Raw genomic sequence first — 18,346 nt, forward strand, 5'->3', positions numbered from 1 at the left:
ACCGTCAATAAAGTAGGGAAGAACGGCCTTCACCGTTATCCGGATAGGGTATAGGCAATCCTGTGCCCGAAATGAGCGGGATCCTTAAGACATCACTTAAGGTCCAATGCGAGGTGGCACCGCGGTGAATCGTCCTCCAATTGCACAGGTTATATGTGCAGTTGGAGGTTTTTTTATAGTCAAAAGTCATTTGAGCACAGAGTCTTAAGCTGAGAAGAGGAGGTTAGCAGAGATGAGTACACAGGCAGGGGCCAGTTCAGGCCGGAAGATTCAGGTAAAGATAAGGGAAATTAAAGGTGATACACTTACGCCTATTTCCATATTTCACCGGCTGAAGGGTCCGAAGAAATTTTTACTGGAAAGCTCCCTTAAGCATGAAGATGCAGGGCGTTTTTCCATGATTGGCTCTGACCCTTATTTATCAATTAAAGGCACAGGTGAAAAAAGCACGATGCAGCATTTTCATCAGGAGCTTCACACTACACAGGAATATAACGAATCAGCCCTGCGCCTGATCCAGGAGCAGCTGGGCGACATTGAAACTGATGCGCCGATTCCCTTCCACGGTGGGGCAGTTGGCTACGCAGGTTATGATACCGTTCGTCAATTTGAACAAATAGGTAAGGTTCCACCTGACAGCCTGAAGATGCCGGACATTCATTTTCAGTTTTATGAAAAGGCAGTAGTCATGGATCACAAGCTGCAGAAGGTTTACTTAGTCGTCCTGAATTTATCAGGCGCACAGAAAGAAGAGGGAATGGAAGCGGAACTTAACGCAATGGAAGAACAGCTGAAGACTCCTTCACAAAATGAATTTCAGACAAAATCCATAAAAACAGGTGATTTCACAAGCAATGTAACGAAACAGGAATACGAAGAAAAGGTGAAAAGGATTCAGCAGCATATCAGGCAGGGAGACATTTTTCAGGCTGTTTTATCCCAGCGGCTGCAGGCTGAATTTTATGGAGATGCTTTTTCCTTCTACCGCAAACTCCGAACGGAAAATCCATCGCCCTATATGTTTTACATTGATTTTGAAGATTACCTGATCCTTGGAGCGTCACCGGAAAGCCTGATCAAAGTTCAACATCAGCAGGCCATCACCAATCCAATTGCCGGCACGAGAAAACGGGGCCGGACCGAAGAAGAAGATTTAAATTTAGAAAAAGACCTTCTCGCCGATGAGAAAGAGCTGGCAGAGCACCGAATGCTGGTGGATCTCGGACGCAATGACATCGGCAGAGTATCTGAAATAGGTTCTGTAGAAGTTTCAAGGTATATGGAGATTGAGCGCTACCAGCATGTGATGCACATCGTCTCAGAGGTCAAGGGGCAGCTAAGACCGGATGTCAGCAGTCTGGATGCATTAACGGCATGCCTGCCAGCCGGAACGGTATCCGGGGCACCCAAAATCAGGGCCATGCAGATTTTAAATGACCTGGAACCGACCAAACGCGGCCCATACTCAGGTGCCGTTGGCTACATCAATGTAAATGGCGACCTTGACCTGGGGCTGGCCATTCGGACGATGATCATCAAAAATCAAACGGCGTACGTACAGGCCGGAGCCGGTGTTGTTATGGACTCTGTTCCCAAAAATGAATATGAAGAGACACTGCAGAAAGCGAAGGCGCTGTTGGAGGTGGAGCGATGATTCTGTTAATCGATAACTATGATTCCTTTACGTATAACCTGTATCAGTACTTGGGTGAGCACAAAAAGGAGGTCATCGTGCGGCGAAATGACCAGATTACCACCGACGACATTCACCAACTACAGCCGGAAGCTATCGTTCTTTCGCCAGGGCCCGGTTACCCGGAGGATGCAGGAAATTGTATCGAAATCATTCAGACCTTTTATCAGCAAATTCCGATGCTTGGGATCTGTCTGGGCCACCAGGCGATTGGCTCAGCTTTCGGGGCCATAATCACTCCGGCTCAGCAAATGAAACACGGGAAAACTTCATCTCTTAAGCATGAGGGAAAAGGCCTGTTTCAATCGATTACAGTGCCCATCGAAGTGATGCGCTACCACTCTTTGGTCATTGAAAAACAGACGTTACCGGAACCGTTTGAGGTGATGGCAACAGCCATGGATGATGAAGAGATTATGGCTTTTCAGCATCCGGAATACCCACTTTATGCGCTGCAATTTCATCCTGAATCGATTGGGACGGAAGCTGGAAAACAGATGCTTCGTAATTTTCTAAGGGAAGTAAAAACAGGTGTTTAGAAATTCATTTTTGAAAGGGGAAATCGAAAGTGAAAAGCTATCTTGAAGCGTTAGCCAACGGTGAAAATTTAGGTGTATCCGAAATGAGTGAAGCTGCAGGTCTTCTCTTTGAGGACTCTGTTTCAGACAGTGAAATCGCTGCTCTTCTTATGGGGCTGAAAATGAAGGGAGAAACCTCTGAGGAGATCGCTGGATTCGTGGAAGCCCTCCGCCGCCATGCGCTTACGTTTTCAAAAACCTACCCGGGCATTATTGATAACTGCGGGACCGGCGGGGATGGCTCACACAGCTTTAATATCAGTACCACCTCTGCATTTGTCCTGGCAGGAGCAGGTCTTAAAGTTGCGAAACATGGAAATCGCAGTGTCTCCAGTAAAACCGGAAGCGCGGATGTCCTCGATGCACTGGGAGTTGCGCTTGATTTTACCGTGGAAGAGGTTGATGAGCTTTTGGAGGATAATGGAATCTCCTTCTTATTTGCTCCGCATGTTCATCCAAAAATTAAACGCATTATGAAAGTCAGAAAGGATCTGAAAGTGCCTACTGTCTTTAATCTGTTAGGACCACTCATTAATCCTGTTGAGCTTGATACCCAGCTGCTCGGAATCTATCAGCGGGAAGGACTGGAGATGATGGCCCAGGCGCTTCATCACTTAGGACGTAAACGTGCAGTGGTTTTAAATGGAGCAGGATATATGGATGAAGCCTCTCTGGCCGGAGAAAATCATGCCATCCTGTTGGCGGATGGAAAGCTCGAGCGGTTTACCTTTCATCCGGAAGAGCTCGGGTTAAACACGTACCCGCTGGAAGCCATTAAAGGCGGAAATGCTCATGACAATGCAGAGATTTTACTTCGTGTCCTAAAAGGGGAAAAAGGAGCGCCCTATCAAACAGTGCTGTTAAACAGCAGTCTTGCGCTCTTAGCCCATGGAACGGCAGCTGATCTGAAAGAGGGTATCGCACTGGCAGAGGAAAGTATTCAGTCAGGTGCAGCTCTTTCCAAACTAAACTACCTTATTGAATTCAGTCAGAAGCGTAAGAAGGGAGTAAAAGAGGCATGACAACTATACTGGATGATATTTTAAAAGAAAAAGCAAAAGAGGTTCAAAAATTAAAAGACAGTGGAGCCGTTGAGCCGGCGTCAGATACCACTGTCCATTCGCTATACGATTCCTTTATGAACAGTGATCTTTTAAGTGTGATTGGGGAAGTGAAACGGGCTTCCCCATCCAAGGGTGATATCGATAACCAGGTCAATCCTGTTGAGCAGGCCAAGGCTTATGTGGAGGCAGGAGCAAAAGCGATATCGGTCTTAACAGATACCCCGTTTTTTAAAGGGACCATGGATGACCTGGCTCAAATTAGAAAAGCGGTGGACGTCCCGATTTTGTGTAAGGATTTTATTATCGATCCAATACAGATAAGGCGGGCAAAGGCACATGGGGCGGATGTCATTTTACTCATTGCCAGTGCACTGCCAAAGAATGAGCTTGTGTCATTATATAACGAAGCCAGGCGAAACCATTTAGAGGTGCTGTTTGAGGTGCATAATGAAGATGAGTTAACGATTGCGCTTGATATGGATGTGGATATTATAGGGATTAACAACCGGAACCTCAAAACCTTTGACGTGAGTCTTGATGTGACAGAGACCTTAGCTGAAAAAATAAGGGCTGAGGAGACGCTGGTCATCAGCGAAAGCGGAATTAAATCAAAAGGGGATGCAAAACGGGTAACAAGAGCCGGTGCAAAGGGCATCCTTGTAGGAGAGACTTTAATGAAATCTGATAATATCAAAGAAACTCTTGAGGAGCTGGTCGTTCCATTAGGGAGTGATCAGGGATGAAGGTGAAAATCTGTGGTGTGAAGAATATCCACGCTGTAAAGGGCGCAGTGGATGCAGGTGCAGATTTTATCGGTCTGATGTTTGCGGAGAGTAAGCGCAGGATTTCCATTGATCAGGCAAAAAAGTTAGCCACCTATATACCGCCACATGTCAAAAAAGTCGGTGTGTTTGTCAATCCGAATTTGCGTGATGTTTTAGAGGCCGTTCACACAGTAGGCATAGATGCTGTCCAATTACATGGCGATGAATCCCCCGCTTTTTGCAGCGAAATCCCGATTCCTGTCATTAAAGCCTTTCACATGAACGGAAAAGAAGATATCGAAAAGGCTGGACATTACCGAACCGACTATTATTTATTCGATAGTCCAGGGGGCAGGTACCGGGGAGGAAGCGGCATGACCTTTGACTGGGAGCTGCTTCAGGATGTGGATATCCCCAGAGAAAAGGTTATTCTTGCTGGAGGACTACGACCAGATAATATTCAGGAAGCCATTCATGAAGTGAAACCGGCAATGGTGGATGTCTCCAGTGGTGTCGAGACGAACGGTGAAAAGGATGCGGAAAAAATTCAGAGGTTTATAGAAAAGGCAAAAAAGGAGGAGCTTGTATGACTACCTATCAGCAGCCTGATCAGCTGGGCCAATTTGGTCCTTACGGCGGACGATATATCCCGGAAACATTAATGCAGGCAGTGATTGAACTTGAGGAGGCTTATGATGAAGCGCAGAAGGATCCGGAATTTCATCGTCAGCTAACCTTTTACTTAGAACAATATATTGGCCGGAAAAATCCGCTCTATTTTGCGGAAAATCTTACCAAAGAGCTAAGAGGGCCGAAGATTTACCTAAAAAGAGAAGATCTCAATCATACGGGTGCCCATAAAATAAACAACACGATTGGCCAGGCGCTTTTAGCGGTCCGCATGGGGAAGGAAAAAATTGTAGCTGAAACAGGTGCCGGCCAGCATGGTGTGGCTACAGCTACGGTCTGTGCGTTATTAAATTTAGATTGTGTCATTTTTATGGGACAGGAAGACATTCGCAGGCAGAAGCTTAATGTTTTTCGGATGGAATTACTTGGTGCAAAAGTCGTCGGCGTGGATCAAGGCAGTGCTACCTTGAAGGATGCGGTTAATGAGGCGCTTCGGTACTGGGTCACTAACGTAGAGGATACCCACTATATTATCGGGTCCGTATTGGGGCCTCATCCATTTCCGAAAATGGTACGGGATTTTCAAAGTGTGATTGGGAAGGAAACGAAGGAGCAGTTTTATGAGCTGGAAAATCGTCTTCCAGAGGCGATTGTTGCTTGTGTAGGCGGAGGAAGCAATGCAATGGGGATGTTTTATCCCTTTGTTGAGGATGAAAAGGTGAAGCTGTATGGAGTAGAAGCAGCCGGCAGTGGTCTTGAAACAGATAAGCATGCGGCAACCCTTACGAAAGGATCTGTTGGTTCTCTGCATGGGGCCATGATGTATTTGCTCCAGGATGAAAACGGGCAAATTCAGGAGGCCCATTCGATTTCGGCCGGACTGGATTATCCGGGTGTCGGTCCTGAACACAGTTTTCTAAGGGATGAGAAGAGAGTCACGTATACATCTGTTACCGATGAAGAAGCGCTGGAAGGCTTTCAGTTGCTCTGCAGTACAGAAGGAATCATTCCCGCGCTGGAAAGCTCCCATGCGATTGCCTGCGCAAAAAAGCTTGCTTCCGATATGACGCCGGAAGAATCGCTGGTCATTTGTTTATCCGGACGTGGAGATAAAGATGTGGAAACCGTAAAAGCTGCATTAGGAGGTGGAGAGCATGACTAAAACCGATTTAAACGAGGCTTTTCAGGTGGTGCACAAGCGTGGCGATAAGGCCTTTGTTCCCTATATTATGGCCGGAGATGGCGGATTACATTCTCTGGGAGAAAAAATTGCTTTTTTGGAAAAGGCCGGGGTTACGGCTATTGAAATTGGGATTCCCTTTTCGGATCCTGTGGCTGATGGTCCCACCATTCAGCAGGCTGGTTCACGGGCATTAAAAGAAGGAACCTCTCTCCGCGCTATTTTGGACCATTTATCGGGGATTCGGAATCAGGTACATGTTCCTCTCATTTTGATGACTTATTTAAATCCAGTCTATAAATATGGTGTGGAAACGTTCAGTAAGGATGCAAAAGAAGCAGGGGTAAGCGGGTTGATAATTCCTGATTTACCGATCGAGCAGGCTGGTGTGATCAAACCTTATCTGAAACAGGAGAATCTTGCCCTCATTCAGTTAGTGACCCTTACTAGTCCAGCGGAACGTATGCAAAAAATTGTGGAAGCATCCGAGGGATTTGTTTATGCAGTTACGGTTAATGGCATAACGGGCGCCAGGTCCAATGTGAGTGATTATTTGGAAAGCTATCTGAATCGAATTAAAAAATACAGCGACACCCCTGTATTAGCAGGCTTTGGCATTTCCACACCTGAACAGGTCAGGGATATTGGAGGAAAATGTGATGGAGTCGTTGTGGGAAGTAAAATCATCTCATTATGGGAAGAAGGAAAATACGAGGAAATTCAAGAGCTGGTGGAATCAGGAAAATCAAAAACGGCCCTTTAATGCTTTAAAGGATGTGGGGACAGTCCCCACATCCTTTATATTTACCCGAGCATATCCCGGAGTTCTTGTATGCTTTCGTCACTTCCGGTTACGATTAAGCGGTCACCAAACTTAACCTCGGTATCCCCATGCGGGATGATGGATTCATTATCACGATAAATTCGTACAATAATCGCATCACCCAAGAATGGGAAGCGGCGTAATTCCACCTGATGATAGTCCCGGTTATGCATTTCGATTTCGATGAGTCCTTCCTCTGCCGTTGTAAAGATATCGGCTACGTGAGGGGATTGGACCATCGCCTTCATCATTGCTTTAGTAGAGAAGAAGGATGAAAAGACGTTTATATTATATTCTTTCAGTTGCTTACTCAGCGCCGGGGATTCAATTCGGGTAACAATATGATCATTTCCCAGCTCCTGAGCGTGCTTGGCTATTTCATAGTTTCGCTCATCATTATTTGTTGAAATAACTAAAACGTCCGTATTGAAAATGTCGTTCTTTTCCATCTCTTCAAGGGAAAAATCATTTATACCAATAACTCTGAATCTGGATCGATCCACTTCTGAATCTATGTTTTCACTTTTCTTTGTATGGAACAGGCATACTTCAAATTCATTTTTGTCCAATTCATTCGTTAATGGCAGTGTCAGTTGATTGGCTCCAACAACTTTGACCGTTTTTCTGGTACTTTTGACCTCTTTGAATGGAAAGACCTTTTTAAACAAGATCGGTGTAATGATGCAGGCAATGACTGCAAGCAGAATTAGCGCAGATGCCATCGTATTGTTAATCACACCAATACGCTGACCGATTTCAGCTGCCGCTACAACCAGGGATAAAGTTGACGTTAAAATAAAGCCGGAACCAAGAACCGTTTTCCAGTCATACCAGCGTTTCAGGACTAAAGCCGGCAGTAATTTGGACGCTAATAACCCGATTAACAATAGCGGAATGAGTAATATGACAGTTTTATCCTGGAATAAGGCCCATATATCAAGGTCAACCCCAACCATTACAAAGAAAATCGGAATGAGGAATCCATATCCAAAGGAATCCAGCTGCTCAACGATTTCCTTCTTTGGAGAAAGTAAGGAGACCAGCACACCTGCCAGGAACGCTCCTAAAATATTTTCTGCGCCAAGTGATTCAGATAAACCGACCAGCACCATTAGTAATGCGAAAATGGCCCTTGTCTCAATCTGGACAGTTCCAGTTGATAATGATTCAAAGAATGGACGATTTCTGAAGAACTTTCCGCCAAAGTAAAGCAGTACACCCGCAGCAAATAATAAGAGGAGCAGCCACGTATTTCCTCCTTCTTCGTGGAAGGAAACAAATACTGCTAACAGAATCATCGTTACTAAGTCAGCGAGTACGGCTACGATAAGGATGATCTGGCCAATGCCGGTTTTCATGATTTCGGCTTCTTTCAGAGTGGGGACAACGACACCGAGAGATATGGTCGAAATCACCAGTGTCATAAAGAATACATTATCCACTAATCCTGCCAGTTCCAGTCCAAAAGAGATAAGGTAGGAAACCAGTAAAATGAGTCCGAAAACGATAGAAGCTACAAAAAATGAATTCGGCTGTTTTTGTCCGTTCATCTGTTTCTTCTTATTATTGGATTTAAAAACAGAAAAGTCGATTTCGACACCACTTAAAAACATTAGGAAAATAAAGCCTAACGTGGATAAAATCGTAATCCAGGGGTCAGGTTCAACAATGTCGAAACCACTTTTCCCGATAATTAAACCAACAATAATTTCGGCAACAACTACCGGGATTATATTTAATTTTAACCTTTTCAGGATTATAGGCGTTATAAATGCAGCAATTAATACAATAATTAATGATGTAACTGAAGTGTGTCCTTCCATACGACCTTCCTTTCTATATTGGAATTTAGGGTGTTAAGCACAGCCTCCCTATGATTTCAAAGGTTAAATATACAATATAACGAATGAAAAATAAAGCAAAAAGGATGCCGGGACTGTCCCCACATCCTTTAAAGCGCTAAAGGCATTTTATGTAGGTTTCCCTCTTAGATTTTGTTTCTTTTACGAAATTATGTGCGGCTGAAGATGGGATTCCACCTGACAATAAAAAAACAGGGTCAGATGGATATAAAATATGCTGTATGTTTCCCAATATGCATGCATAAATTTTATTAGGTGATGCCTATGGTATTTTGGTTGTCGACATTTTTAATCTTTTATATTATGTTCACGAGCATCTATACTTTCTTTAAACGGAAGGATGAAATCAGGGGTAGATTCTCCTTTGATCAGTTTTATATCCTTGTGACGATTTATTTAACCGTCATGACAGGGTTTGGAATCTTTTATTTTTTATTGTCACAGCAGGGAATCCCTTTATTGGATGAAGGACATTTAAGAGGGACCTCTCAATGGGATCGTCTGGGACATGCCATCTACTTCAGTGGGGTTACGTTAATGACGATTGGATACGGAGATATTACCCCTATTGGGATAGGGAAGTTTATAGCCCTCTTTGAATCTATGATTGGCTATGTTCTGCCGGCTGCATTTTTTGTCCAGGTTCTTCAGGATTATCGTAAATAAGCCTGTAAGTTGAATTCGCCCGTTATTTTCGTTACCCTTAATCAAAAAGGAGGGAATTTCCATGACTGTACATACAGGCGAAAAAGCACCAGATTTTGCATTGCCGTCAAGTAATGGGGAAACAGTAAAGCTCTCAGACTATCGAGGAAAAAATGTCGTTCTTTATTTTTATCCAAAAGACATGACACCCGGGTGTACGACGGAAGCGTGTGATTTCCGTGATCACCATGAAAGCTTTGCCGAGTTGGACGCAGTGATCCTCGGTATCAGTCCTGATCCGGTTGACCGTCACGAAAAGTTTATTGACAAGCATGATCTCCCATTCCAGCTACTTGCGGATGAAGACCATAAAGTTGCTGAAGAGTACGGGGTTTGGAAATTGAAAAAAGCATTCGGAAAAGAATCCATGGGTATTGAACGCTCAACCTTCGTCATTGATAAAGAAGGGAATCTGGCGAAGGAATGGCGAAAAGTTAAAGTAGATGGCCATGTGGAAGAAGCACTGAAGTTTATTAGAGAAGAAATGTAAGAAAAGGGCTGGTCTTAAAGGGACCAGCCCTTTCATTTGGATTTATTCGGAATTCCATATTTCATGGTGGGCTATACATTTTCCATAACAATGAGTACCCCTGACAACGTAAGTATAGAAATTAAGGTAGAAAGAAGAATCATAATCGGTGCCCAATCTGACATGACCCGGTATTTATCCGCAAAAACATTCAACAGGGCTCCAATCGGTAAGGCGGATAAAAGAATTGCTACTGTAGCCCAGAGTTCATTTTCAATGGAGAAAACAAACAGAACGAGGATACCCATTACGAGTGGCATATATAGTAATTTTAGACCTATAAGAACGCCCATTTCCTTTTTGGTGGACGGCTCCACTTTGACATCCTGCCTCTCACTTAATAACCCTAAACCTAATGCAAATAGTGCGGTTGGCCCTGCTGCAGCCCCTAACGTATCTGTGAATACATGGATGAAAGCCGGAATCGGGAGCTGTAGAAGAGAGGCAGCAATCCCTAATAACAAGGATGCGTTAATTGGATTTTGGAAAACTGCCTTAGCAATGTTAAAGGGCAAGGATATATACGAATTCTTTCTATTTCTCATCGAAGCACTGATTTCAAAGGACATAACGACAAAGGTAATAATGATGATATCGAATGTAAATGTTGCGATTGCGGCCGGCACAGCTGCTTCCTGACCAAAAGCAGCTACTACAAATGGGATCCCCATGAAGCCGGTATTGCCGTAAGATGCTGCCATTCCGTATATGGATATATCGGGAAGCTTTCGCTGAAAAAACACCCGGGCCAAAATCGCTGCCGTAAAAAAGCAAATAATCGCTACCATGACGTTCAGACTAATAAACGGCCAATTGGTGATCTGCTCAATGGGAGTGGTTGATAGAGAATAAAATAAAAGGGCGGGTAAGGCAAAATAATAGACAAAATCATTTAAGGCCTGAGCCCCTGAAACAGACACTAAGCGAAAACGACCGGCAAGATAACCGCAAAAGATAATAGCAAAAATCGGAATCACTGCATTAATGATAATATTCACAGTATAACCTCACTTTCTATCGATGTTCGGATAGATACGCAATGGTTTTATATTATCAGAATTTTCTAGTGTTTTCATTATTTCATACGTCAATAGTTATAGCCTGATTGTTAAAATACATTTACATATATATAAGAAGGAAGGGGAAATTTAATGAGAGAAAAAAGTTTTTAGTAGAGGATGAATAATGATGACTGTAAAAGTGCAGCGGATTGTAAATGCAGCCATGATAATCGTTGCATGGATGACGCTTCTCTTTATGGAAAAGCGTCAACTGAAAAGATTTCTTCCTGCAACCATCCTTATTGTACTTTTTGAAACGATCAATGGGATGTATGGTAAAAAACTAGGCTGGTGGCGCTTTTATAACAAACCGAAATCAGATTTGTTCGGGGAATATCCTTTTTATGCAGGACCATTTCTGGCTTGCTCAATCTGGGTGTTAAAATGGACGTATGGCAACTTAAAATGGTTTGTATCTCTTAATGCCCTTTTTAATTTTATCTTTGCATTCCCGATAGCATCCTTTGCGAAGAGATTAAGGTATTACAAATTAGAACGAATCAATCATGTTCAATTTTTCTTCTACTATTTTTATAAGGCCTTTATACTATATGGACTTCAGTATTTGTTTGATAAAAATTATTCGTTAAAAGGACAGGGGAAACAATCAGAATCTTAGTGATACGATACGGCCTCCTCTATGAAGAGACCGTTTCCCCATTAAGAATCTCCTGATTAAATTTAAAATCCTCTATCGTGGCTTTTTTAACCGACGGCAGGTTTCTCAGCACAGGAACCATTGCAATATACAGGGAGATAAAAAGAAAACTGAATCCAGCTCCTAAAAATACCACTGAGCTCGGGAAAATACTTCCCAGTGCACCGCCTGCTAATGAACCAAGGGGCATTGCGGACGTGCTGATGCTGGCGATAACGGAAAACACACGTGCCAGAAACTTTCGGGGAACACAGCCCTGTAAAATGGTATAAAACAGGACGTTCGTTAACCCTATAGGAATGGAACATATACCAAAGAGGACAATACTTATCCAATTTATCGGCATGAAAACCGAGCTGATCCAGAATCCTGCTCCAATGAGAAAGCTGATCATCGTAATTTTTCCGACGGGTATTTTTTCAAATAAAGGGGCACATAGCGACCCGATAAGAACTCCCGCGGAAAATGCTGCTAACAGAGCTCCGTATACTTCGGAACCTCCACGAAAATCAGCATAGGCTGGAAGGATGGCCATCATTGCTCCCAGTGCAAAATTGGCTACAATATTTTCCCCGAATAATTTTACAATGGCTGAACCCAGAACCAGCTGAAATCCTGCTTTTAAATCTTTCATATATTGACGGGTTTCGCGTTTGAGCGAGAACTCTTTTGCCGGTTCCTTCGCTTCGGTTGCCTCCTTCCCGATTGTCATCCTCCAATAGAGAAGCGCCGCTATGAAAAAGATAACAGAATCCGTCCAAAAGAGGGTGATCGCACCAAAAAAGGTAATCAGCAGGCCTGTGACAGCGTTAAAAACCATATCAACCCCCTGATAAGCAAAGGACATTAGAGAATTTCCCTTTGTCAGCTGTTCTTTTGGCAGAATCACAGGAATTAATGCTGAGGTGGCTGGATAAGCGATTTGATTTAATAAGGAAATGACAGGCATAACGATTAATACAATCGTTACATTTAAAACCCCAAGGCTATGGGCAATGGGAATGGAAAGAATCATAAAGGCCTGCAGTCCCTGTGAAAATGTCAGCACTTTCCGAATGGAGATTCGATCAATAACAGGACCGGTCAAAAACTGCAGTACCTGTGGGATGAGTGTCAGAAATCCAGCAAGCCCAGTATAAAAAGCAGATCCTCCTAATTCATATACAAGCCACATCGCTGCCACATAATAAATACTATCACCGGCATTGGTTGCCATTCGTCCGCTGAACAGCTTGAAAAAATTTTTATTCTGTAAAACCGACATCATAGCTCTCACTCCTTAAAATATATTTATTCAGTAAAAATAATTTTACCGTATGGGTGAAAAAGAAGACCTGCCATAACAGGCCTATTTTTCATCCTCATCCTGTTCCTGCTGGTGGCCCGATTGTTTGAAAAATCCTTCCTCCAGCTGAAAGGCCATGCTCAAAAAGTAATAGGGCTTGGCGTCAGGATTATTTTCATCTTCCTTAGACATTTCATCTAATTCATACATGATTTCCCGATACTTTTTAGCCCACTTTTTAAACTTCTCCTCGGTTGTTTTTAATTCCCATTGAGTGGACATAAACTTCCAATTGGCAGGATTGGTTTCCCCCGTCTCATTCTTAAAGGCATCATCCGGCGCAGCTAAGATTCGTGTTTTCGTACGATCCAGCGTTTCAAACATAATCTGGCGGGTAGCATCACTGATTTCCTTGGAATGAGGGAGGAGCTCATTGCTTAATACAAATCCTTTAGCAACAGATTGGTAAAACTTCTGGATGATGCCGTTCTTTTCTTCTTTTTTAATGATTTTAATAAAACCGTTTTTCTCCAATTCCCGCAAATGGTAGTGGACTCTTGCCCGGCTCAAATCAAAGATCTCAGATAACTGCTGTCCGGTGTAGGGCTTTTCAATAAGACGCATAATTAATTTCGAGCGAAACGGATCTCCTAAGATTTTCAGTTGTTCGTATTCGTTGATGATTTTAAATTGCTCCATGGGTCATCACCTTGATCGTATTATTTTTTTACTCGGTAAAATTAACTTAACTGAATTATAGACTTGAATGGCTTAAAAAACAAGGCCCTTTAATTAAAAAATTTAATAATTTGGTCATTTTTCGTTTATATATAGTAGAGGGAATGCAATACAAGTTAAAATCGGGTATGCTTATATATAGAAGAAAATAGACAGTATAAGGAGGGGAAAACGTGATGGAGATCCTGACAACATGTCGGATAAAACGCAGCATACAAGACAGGTTATTGCATTCATACCCATCTCTTACATTTCGGTTTTGTGATGATATAAAAGAAGCAGAGAGCTATTTGCCCCAGGCAGAAATTTTAATTACATATGGTGAGGACTTAACCGATGACCATATTTATAAGGCGAAAAATTTGAAATGGATTATGGTTATATCCGCCGGCGTTGATAAAATGCCGTTTAATGCCATTAAAGAAAAGTCTATTCTCGTAACCAATGTCAAAGGGATTCATGGTATTCCGATGTCTGAATATGCTTTTTCCATGCTTCTGCAGGTCTCAAGGCAGGCGAAGGTTCTGTATGAGAATGAACAGAAACATCAATGGGATCGTACGGTACATATGACAGAAATGTATGGGAAGACCATGCTTGTGGCTGGAACAGGAGCGATCGGCCAGGAGGTAGCACGCCTGGCAAAAGCCTTTCGAATGAAAACCATTGGCCTGTCCAAAAGCGGCCGGTCATCAGAGTATTTTGATGAAACCGGAACTATGGATCAGCTCCTGGATAAGGTGTCTGCAGCTGACTACATTGTTTCCGTTCTTCCAAGCACAGAAGGAACGAAGCATATTTATCAGACCCCTCACTTTCAGGCGATGAAAAAGGAAGCGATTTTTTTAAATATGGGGCGCGGGGATGCGGTTAAAGAAGATGATTTAGTGGAGGCATTAAATCAGAATGAGCTTCGTCACGCCGTACTGGATGTGTTTGAGCAGGAACCGCTGCCGGAGAATCATCCATTTTGGTATATGGAAAATGTAACGATTACACCGCACATTTCAGGGCTTTCCCGGTATTATCAGCCAAGATCCTTTGAAATTTTTGAAGCAAACCTTGAAAAATACTTAAATGATCAAAACGACTATATAAACGTCATTGATCCTGAACGGGGGTATTAACATTGAGAATTTATACAAGATCTGGGGATAAAGGAACCACATCACTCATATATGGTAAAAGAGTCGAAAAAAATCACGCCCGGGTGGAGGCCTATGGTACTTGTGATGAAGCCAATTCCATGATTGGTCTTGCATTAAGCTATTTGAACGGGGAAAACTGGGAAGGACAGGAGGAATTTATGTCCTTCATGCAGCGGGTGCAAACGATTCTGTTTCATGTAGGCGCTGAATTGGCGACTCCGGAAGGGAAAGAAGTAACCTGGAAATTAAAGCAGGAGCATATAGATGAATTGGAAAAGGAAATCGATATACTCGATCAGCATTTAGCGCCTCTTAAAAATTTCATTCTGCCGTCCGGACACCAGGCATCAGCGACCTTACATGTAGCAAGAACTGTAACCAGAAGAGCAGAACGAAAGGCAGTAGCCATTGATTCAGATCAGCACAGACTGGCTATATCCTACTTAAATCGTCTATCTGATTTTCTGTTTGTGGCAGCCCGATATGTAAATGAGAAGTGCGGAGGAACCGAAATCCCATTAAAAACCGACGTATGATGGATTGTTCGGGCCGGATTTATTGACAAACCTGAATTTCAGGCTGTACACTAATTATAAGAATTATAAGGTAATAATAAATCGATTTATCACGTATTAACTGGCCATAATACCTCCACTTCAAGTTTTGAGGGTAACCTAACAAGAGTAAATGGGGGATAAACGGCCAGTAAATACCTGATAAGTTCAACTAACCATCAGTGGGGGATGGAGAAAAACCCCACTGATGGAAATTTCACTTTATAAAATGTTTAAAGATAACGGCTCTATTAAATTTAAGGTTGAAAGCGAGGTGCATGACGGTGTCAGATCAACTCCAAGAGGCACTGGATATTTTAAGAGATTCTGGCGTTCGGATTACCCCACAACGTCATGCAGTGTTGGAATTCCTGATTCAAGCGGAGATACATCCGACAGCTGATGACATTTATAAGGCACTGGAAAGTAAATTTCCGAATATGAGCGTGGCTACGGTTTATAACAACCTGCGTGTGTTCCGTGAAATCGGTCTGGTCCGTGAGCTGACGTACGGGGATTCCTCGAGTCGTTTTGATTGTAACACCTCAGATCACTATCACATTATTTGTGACCAGTGTGGAAAAATTGTGGATTTTCATTATCCGCGTTTAGATGAAGTAGAATCCATTGCTGAACAAATTACGGGTTTTGATATTAGTCATCATCGGATGGAAGTGTACGGAACCTGCGATGAATGTAAGCATGTCGCCAAAGCCAGTAACTAAGGTGTTCAATAAGCTGGGCCTGAGCAGAGGTTCCGGCTTTTTTTATTTAAGAATTACCGTAAGAAAACCGCCTTCTTTACATATATGAAAGAATTCTGCTCTTTATCCACAAAATAAAGCCATTCCTCAGTACGGAATGGCTTCTGTGTTCATCATTAAGTTTTTCCTTCAGTTTCAGCGCATTTCCTTATGACCCATCATTCGCCTTCGCTATGTGTGACTTCCTTTTGGTATTTTTTTGAGTTGTAGCGCTCATCAAATTCTTTTCCTTCAAGATTCTTGTCCAATGTTAAAGGCTGCTTACAGAACATACAGGCATCAACCCGCCCGAGCATTTTCGTCTGTTTCTCACAGGATGGACAGGTAACAGGGACGGCTCTTGTTGACAGCATGCCTATCCAGAAGTAAACAACTGTACTTAAAACAATGCCGATGACACCCAGGATCATAAAGGTAACCATAACCCACTCGGTCTCCTTAAAATAAAGACCTATGTACATTAAAATCATTCCGGCAAAAATTAATCCAAGGGCGAATCCGCGGATTTTATTAATTTTACTTTTATATTTAAGTTCTGCCATTAAGCTTCCTCCTTTTCTCACATTCCACTATAGCATAATTATACGTGAAGTCATGAAATTGAAAAAAGGATTTTCCTTTATTTTATCGAAATATTTTATGTACATTTATTTTGGAGGAGTTCGTCTATGGAAGATTTTTTGAGACCTATATATCAGGAAAGGGCAAGTCAGCCGAATACATTGGGAATTGTTATGGTTGAGAAGGAAAAACCGGTCAGTCCAATAACCGATAATTTTGATATCATATTACTTATTGTAGTGCGGGAATCGGAAACATCCTGGTTCGTCAAACATTATGAATTTGAGGATCGGCGCGCTGCGATGCATATTGTAGAAGAAAACCAGTTACAGGACTGGATTGACACAAGTGGTTATCGAAAGGTTCTTGAATGGCTCTTAGCTGGAAAAATTGTCTATGACCGAAATGAGTATATCGCTAATTTAAAGGAAATCCTCCGTGAATTTCCTGATGAAAAGCGCAATCTTAGAAAAGTGATTGAGTTTGCAAAGTTAATCCGCTCTTATCGTGAATGCCGCTCTTTATATGAAACAAAGCAATACCTTGATTCATTCAGTCAAATGGTTCGATCCCTTCATTATTTAGCGAGATTGGCTGTCATTGAAAAGGGACTTCATCCTGAGGTAACTGTCTGGAAACAGGTGAAGCAGATTGAACCGGAAATCTATAAACTGTATGAGGAGTTAATAGAAAGTAATGAACCGATGGAAAAACGGGTGGAGCTTATGCTGCTGGCAAGTGAGTTTATGATTAACTCCAGAGCGAAAAATTGTTCCAAGTACTTATTGGATGTCATGGTTACTCAGGATACCTGGTCCATAGGAGAGCTGAAAAATCATCCTGATGTAAAACCGTATGCTCTGGATTTAAGTGCCTTGCTGGCTTACCTGGTGGAAAGAGATATTGTGCAGGTTGTCAAAACAGAAACCAAGGGGAAAAATATCTACCATCGTAAATACCGAGTATAAATGTAAATGACTTTTAAAAGGGAGTCACTTTTTCTACACAAATGCATAGATTATAACTGTTGCGGGAAATACCATTAATAGAATGTTTTTTTAAATACCGTTGCCTATACTGAAAAAAAGCAGAACATATAAATGATATGACTGCCACAAGATGATTACTTCCATCTATTTGTTATTCTTGTTACAGATAAAGGGGGAGTGATGGAGGTAATCTAAATTAGAATGAAATTTCAACGAAAAAATCACGAAAACATATTGACCATGTTTTCGTGCCATGGTATATTATTATTCGTCGCTTGAGGCGACAATAAAAAACGTGAATGATTTGCCAATAATTTGTTCTTGAAATGATGTAGCTGTTCATGTTACATTATATATCGTTGCTCACAGGCAACAGAACATTTCAACATTTACTAAATAAATTCATTGTTGAAATTGATTAATCACCATGTTATATTATTAATTGTCGCTTTGAACAGCGCACATAACAAATAAAAAGTTATTGACATTCAGTTGGTGACTTGATATAATAAGTAAGTCGCTTTAAGGCGACGGACTTCGAACCTTGAAAACTGAACAAAACAACCAGTACGTCAATTCGCTATTTAAATAGCATTGATTTATGAGTGACAGGAAAACTTGTTTCTCAGTAATAGTTGAGCACTTTATGTGCGATGACAACATTTATTGGAGAGTTTGATCCTGGCTCAGGACGAACGCTGGCGGCGTGCCTAATACATGCAAGTCGAGCGCGTGAAACAAGTTGATTCCTTCGGGATGA

At 42.2% G+C, this 18,346-nt stretch carries 19 protein-coding genes, 1 rRNA gene and 1 other annotated feature (1 of these 21 cut by a window edge); of the genes, 15 read left to right on the plus strand and 5 right to left on the minus strand.

The genetic code is table 11. The annotated features are described in order from the left end of the window. Positions 1-140: a binding site (T-box leader), on the plus strand; it begins 120 nt to the left of the window's first position. Between the two features lie 92 nt (positions 141-232). Genes trpE through trpA form a run of 7 tightly spaced genes read left to right on the plus strand, consistent with a single transcriptional unit; the run spans position 233 to position 6,672 of the window. Beyond that, positions 233-1,654 carry an anthranilate synthase component I gene (gene trpE, locus ABD006_RS13700; protein ID WP_343842141.1) on the plus strand — a complete coding sequence of 474 codons (1,422 nt, stop codon included), beginning with the start codon at positions 233-235 and terminating at the stop codon, positions 1,652-1,654. After that, entirely contained in the window at positions 1,651-2,232 is a 582-nt protein-coding gene (locus tag ABD006_RS13705) for an anthranilate synthase component II (protein WP_343842143.1), read from the plus strand. The genes trpE and ABD006_RS13705 overlap by 4 nt, the downstream gene beginning before the upstream one ends. Before the next feature lie 29 nt (positions 2,233-2,261). After that, entirely contained in the window at positions 2,262-3,293 is a 1,032-nt protein-coding gene (trpD, locus tag ABD006_RS13710; RefSeq protein ID WP_343842146.1) for an anthranilate phosphoribosyltransferase, read from the plus strand. Beyond that, positions 3,290-4,078 (plus strand): indole-3-glycerol phosphate synthase TrpC, encoded by a 789-nt coding sequence (trpC, locus tag ABD006_RS13715; RefSeq protein ID WP_343842149.1) that lies wholly within the window; start codon positions 3,290-3,292, stop codon positions 4,076-4,078. Before trpD ends, trpC begins: the two co-directional genes overlap by 4 nt. After that, the gene (locus ABD006_RS13720; RefSeq protein WP_343842152.1) at positions 4,075-4,689 is read left to right on the plus strand and encodes a phosphoribosylanthranilate isomerase; all 615 of its coding nucleotides are present in this window, start codon (positions 4,075-4,077) and stop codon (positions 4,687-4,689) included. Before trpC ends, ABD006_RS13720 begins: the two co-directional genes overlap by 4 nt. Further along, positions 4,686-5,891, plus strand: a complete 1,206-nt coding sequence (gene trpB / locus ABD006_RS13725; protein WP_343842155.1) for a tryptophan synthase subunit beta — start codon at positions 4,686-4,688, stop codon at positions 5,889-5,891. The genes ABD006_RS13720 and trpB overlap by 4 nt, the downstream gene beginning before the upstream one ends. Further along, entirely contained in the window at positions 5,884-6,672 is a 789-nt protein-coding gene (gene trpA / locus ABD006_RS13730) for a tryptophan synthase subunit alpha (RefSeq protein ID WP_343842158.1), read from the plus strand. The genes trpB and trpA overlap by 8 nt, the downstream gene beginning before the upstream one ends. A 41-nt stretch (positions 6,673-6,713) precedes the next feature. Here the strand turns inward: trpA and ABD006_RS13735 are convergent, their stop codons facing one another. Then, a complete protein-coding gene (locus tag ABD006_RS13735; RefSeq protein WP_343842161.1) occupies positions 6,714-8,555 on the minus strand; it encodes a monovalent cation:proton antiporter family protein in 1,842 nt (613 codons plus the stop codon). A gap of 303 nt (positions 8,556-8,858) precedes the next feature. Between ABD006_RS13735 and ABD006_RS13740 the strand changes: the two genes are divergently transcribed. Beyond that, on the plus strand, positions 8,859-9,260 hold the full coding sequence (locus tag ABD006_RS13740; RefSeq protein WP_343842164.1) for an ion channel: 402 nt from the start codon (positions 8,859-8,861) through the stop codon (positions 9,258-9,260). A 61-nt stretch (positions 9,261-9,321) separates the two neighbouring features. After that, positions 9,322-9,789: a thioredoxin-dependent thiol peroxidase gene (gene bcp / locus ABD006_RS13745; protein WP_343842167.1), complete on the plus strand. Its 468-nt coding sequence runs from the start codon at positions 9,322-9,324 to the stop codon at positions 9,787-9,789. Positions 9,790-9,860: 71 nt separating this feature from the next. Here bcp and ABD006_RS13750 read toward each other — a convergent pair whose 3' ends face one another. Further along, a complete protein-coding gene (locus ABD006_RS13750) occupies positions 9,861-10,826 on the minus strand; it encodes an AEC family transporter (RefSeq protein ID WP_343842169.1) in 966 nt (321 codons plus the stop codon). 190 nt (positions 10,827-11,016) lie between these two features. On the opposite strand from ABD006_RS13750, the gene ABD006_RS13755 reads away from it, so the two are divergent. Beyond that, a complete protein-coding gene (locus ABD006_RS13755; RefSeq protein ID WP_343842172.1) occupies positions 11,017-11,508 on the plus strand; it encodes a hypothetical protein in 492 nt (163 codons plus the stop codon). A 19-nt stretch (positions 11,509-11,527) separates the two neighbouring features. On the opposite strand, the gene ABD006_RS13760 is transcribed toward ABD006_RS13755, so the two are convergent. Both ABD006_RS13760 and ABD006_RS13765 read right to left on the minus strand, forming a co-directional pair. Beyond that, on the minus strand, positions 11,528-12,814 hold the full coding sequence (locus ABD006_RS13760) for an MFS transporter (RefSeq protein ID WP_343842175.1): 1,287 nt from the start codon (positions 12,812-12,814) through the stop codon (positions 11,528-11,530). 81 nt (positions 12,815-12,895) lie between these two features. Then, the gene (locus tag ABD006_RS13765; RefSeq protein WP_343842178.1) at positions 12,896-13,531 is read right to left on the minus strand and encodes an ArsR/SmtB family transcription factor; all 636 of its coding nucleotides are present in this window, start codon (positions 13,529-13,531) and stop codon (positions 12,896-12,898) included. A gap of 215 nt (positions 13,532-13,746) precedes the next feature. Here ABD006_RS13765 and ABD006_RS13770 point away from each other — a divergent pair, with 215 nt between their 5' ends. From ABD006_RS13770 to perR, 3 genes are all read left to right on the plus strand, one after another. Further along, positions 13,747-14,697, plus strand: a complete 951-nt coding sequence (locus ABD006_RS13770; RefSeq protein WP_343842221.1) for a D-2-hydroxyacid dehydrogenase — start codon at positions 13,747-13,749, stop codon at positions 14,695-14,697. A 2-nt stretch (positions 14,698-14,699) separates the two neighbouring features. Continuing rightward, positions 14,700-15,254, plus strand: coding sequence for a cob(I)yrinic acid a,c-diamide adenosyltransferase (locus ABD006_RS13775; RefSeq protein WP_343842180.1), 555 nt, complete (start codon positions 14,700-14,702; stop codon positions 15,252-15,254). Positions 15,255-15,550: 296 nt separating this feature from the next. After that, positions 15,551-15,997 carry a peroxide-responsive transcriptional repressor PerR gene (gene perR / locus ABD006_RS13780; RefSeq protein ID WP_044163788.1) on the plus strand — a complete coding sequence of 149 codons (447 nt, stop codon included), beginning with the start codon at positions 15,551-15,553 and terminating at the stop codon, positions 15,995-15,997. A 197-nt stretch (positions 15,998-16,194) separates the two neighbouring features. On the opposite strand, the gene ABD006_RS13785 is transcribed toward perR, so the two are convergent. Then, the gene (locus ABD006_RS13785; RefSeq protein WP_343842184.1) at positions 16,195-16,578 is read right to left on the minus strand and encodes a YgzB family protein; all 384 of its coding nucleotides are present in this window, start codon (positions 16,576-16,578) and stop codon (positions 16,195-16,197) included. Between the two features lie 126 nt (positions 16,579-16,704). On the opposite strand from ABD006_RS13785, the gene ABD006_RS13790 reads away from it, so the two are divergent. Together ABD006_RS13790 and ABD006_RS13795 are read left to right on the plus strand one after the other, a co-directional pair. Then, positions 16,705-17,565, plus strand: coding sequence for a nucleotidyltransferase-like protein (locus ABD006_RS13790; RefSeq protein ID WP_343842187.1), 861 nt, complete (start codon positions 16,705-16,707; stop codon positions 17,563-17,565). Between the two features lie 684 nt (positions 17,566-18,249). Next, positions 18,250-18,346 (plus strand): 16S ribosomal RNA (locus ABD006_RS13795); the annotation flags it as partial.

The sequence above is a fragment of the Salinibacillus aidingensis genome (genome assembly GCF_039522525.1).
In the GTDB taxonomy this organism is placed as follows: Bacteria; Bacillota; Bacilli; order Bacillales; family Alkalibacillaceae; genus Salinibacillus; species Salinibacillus aidingensis.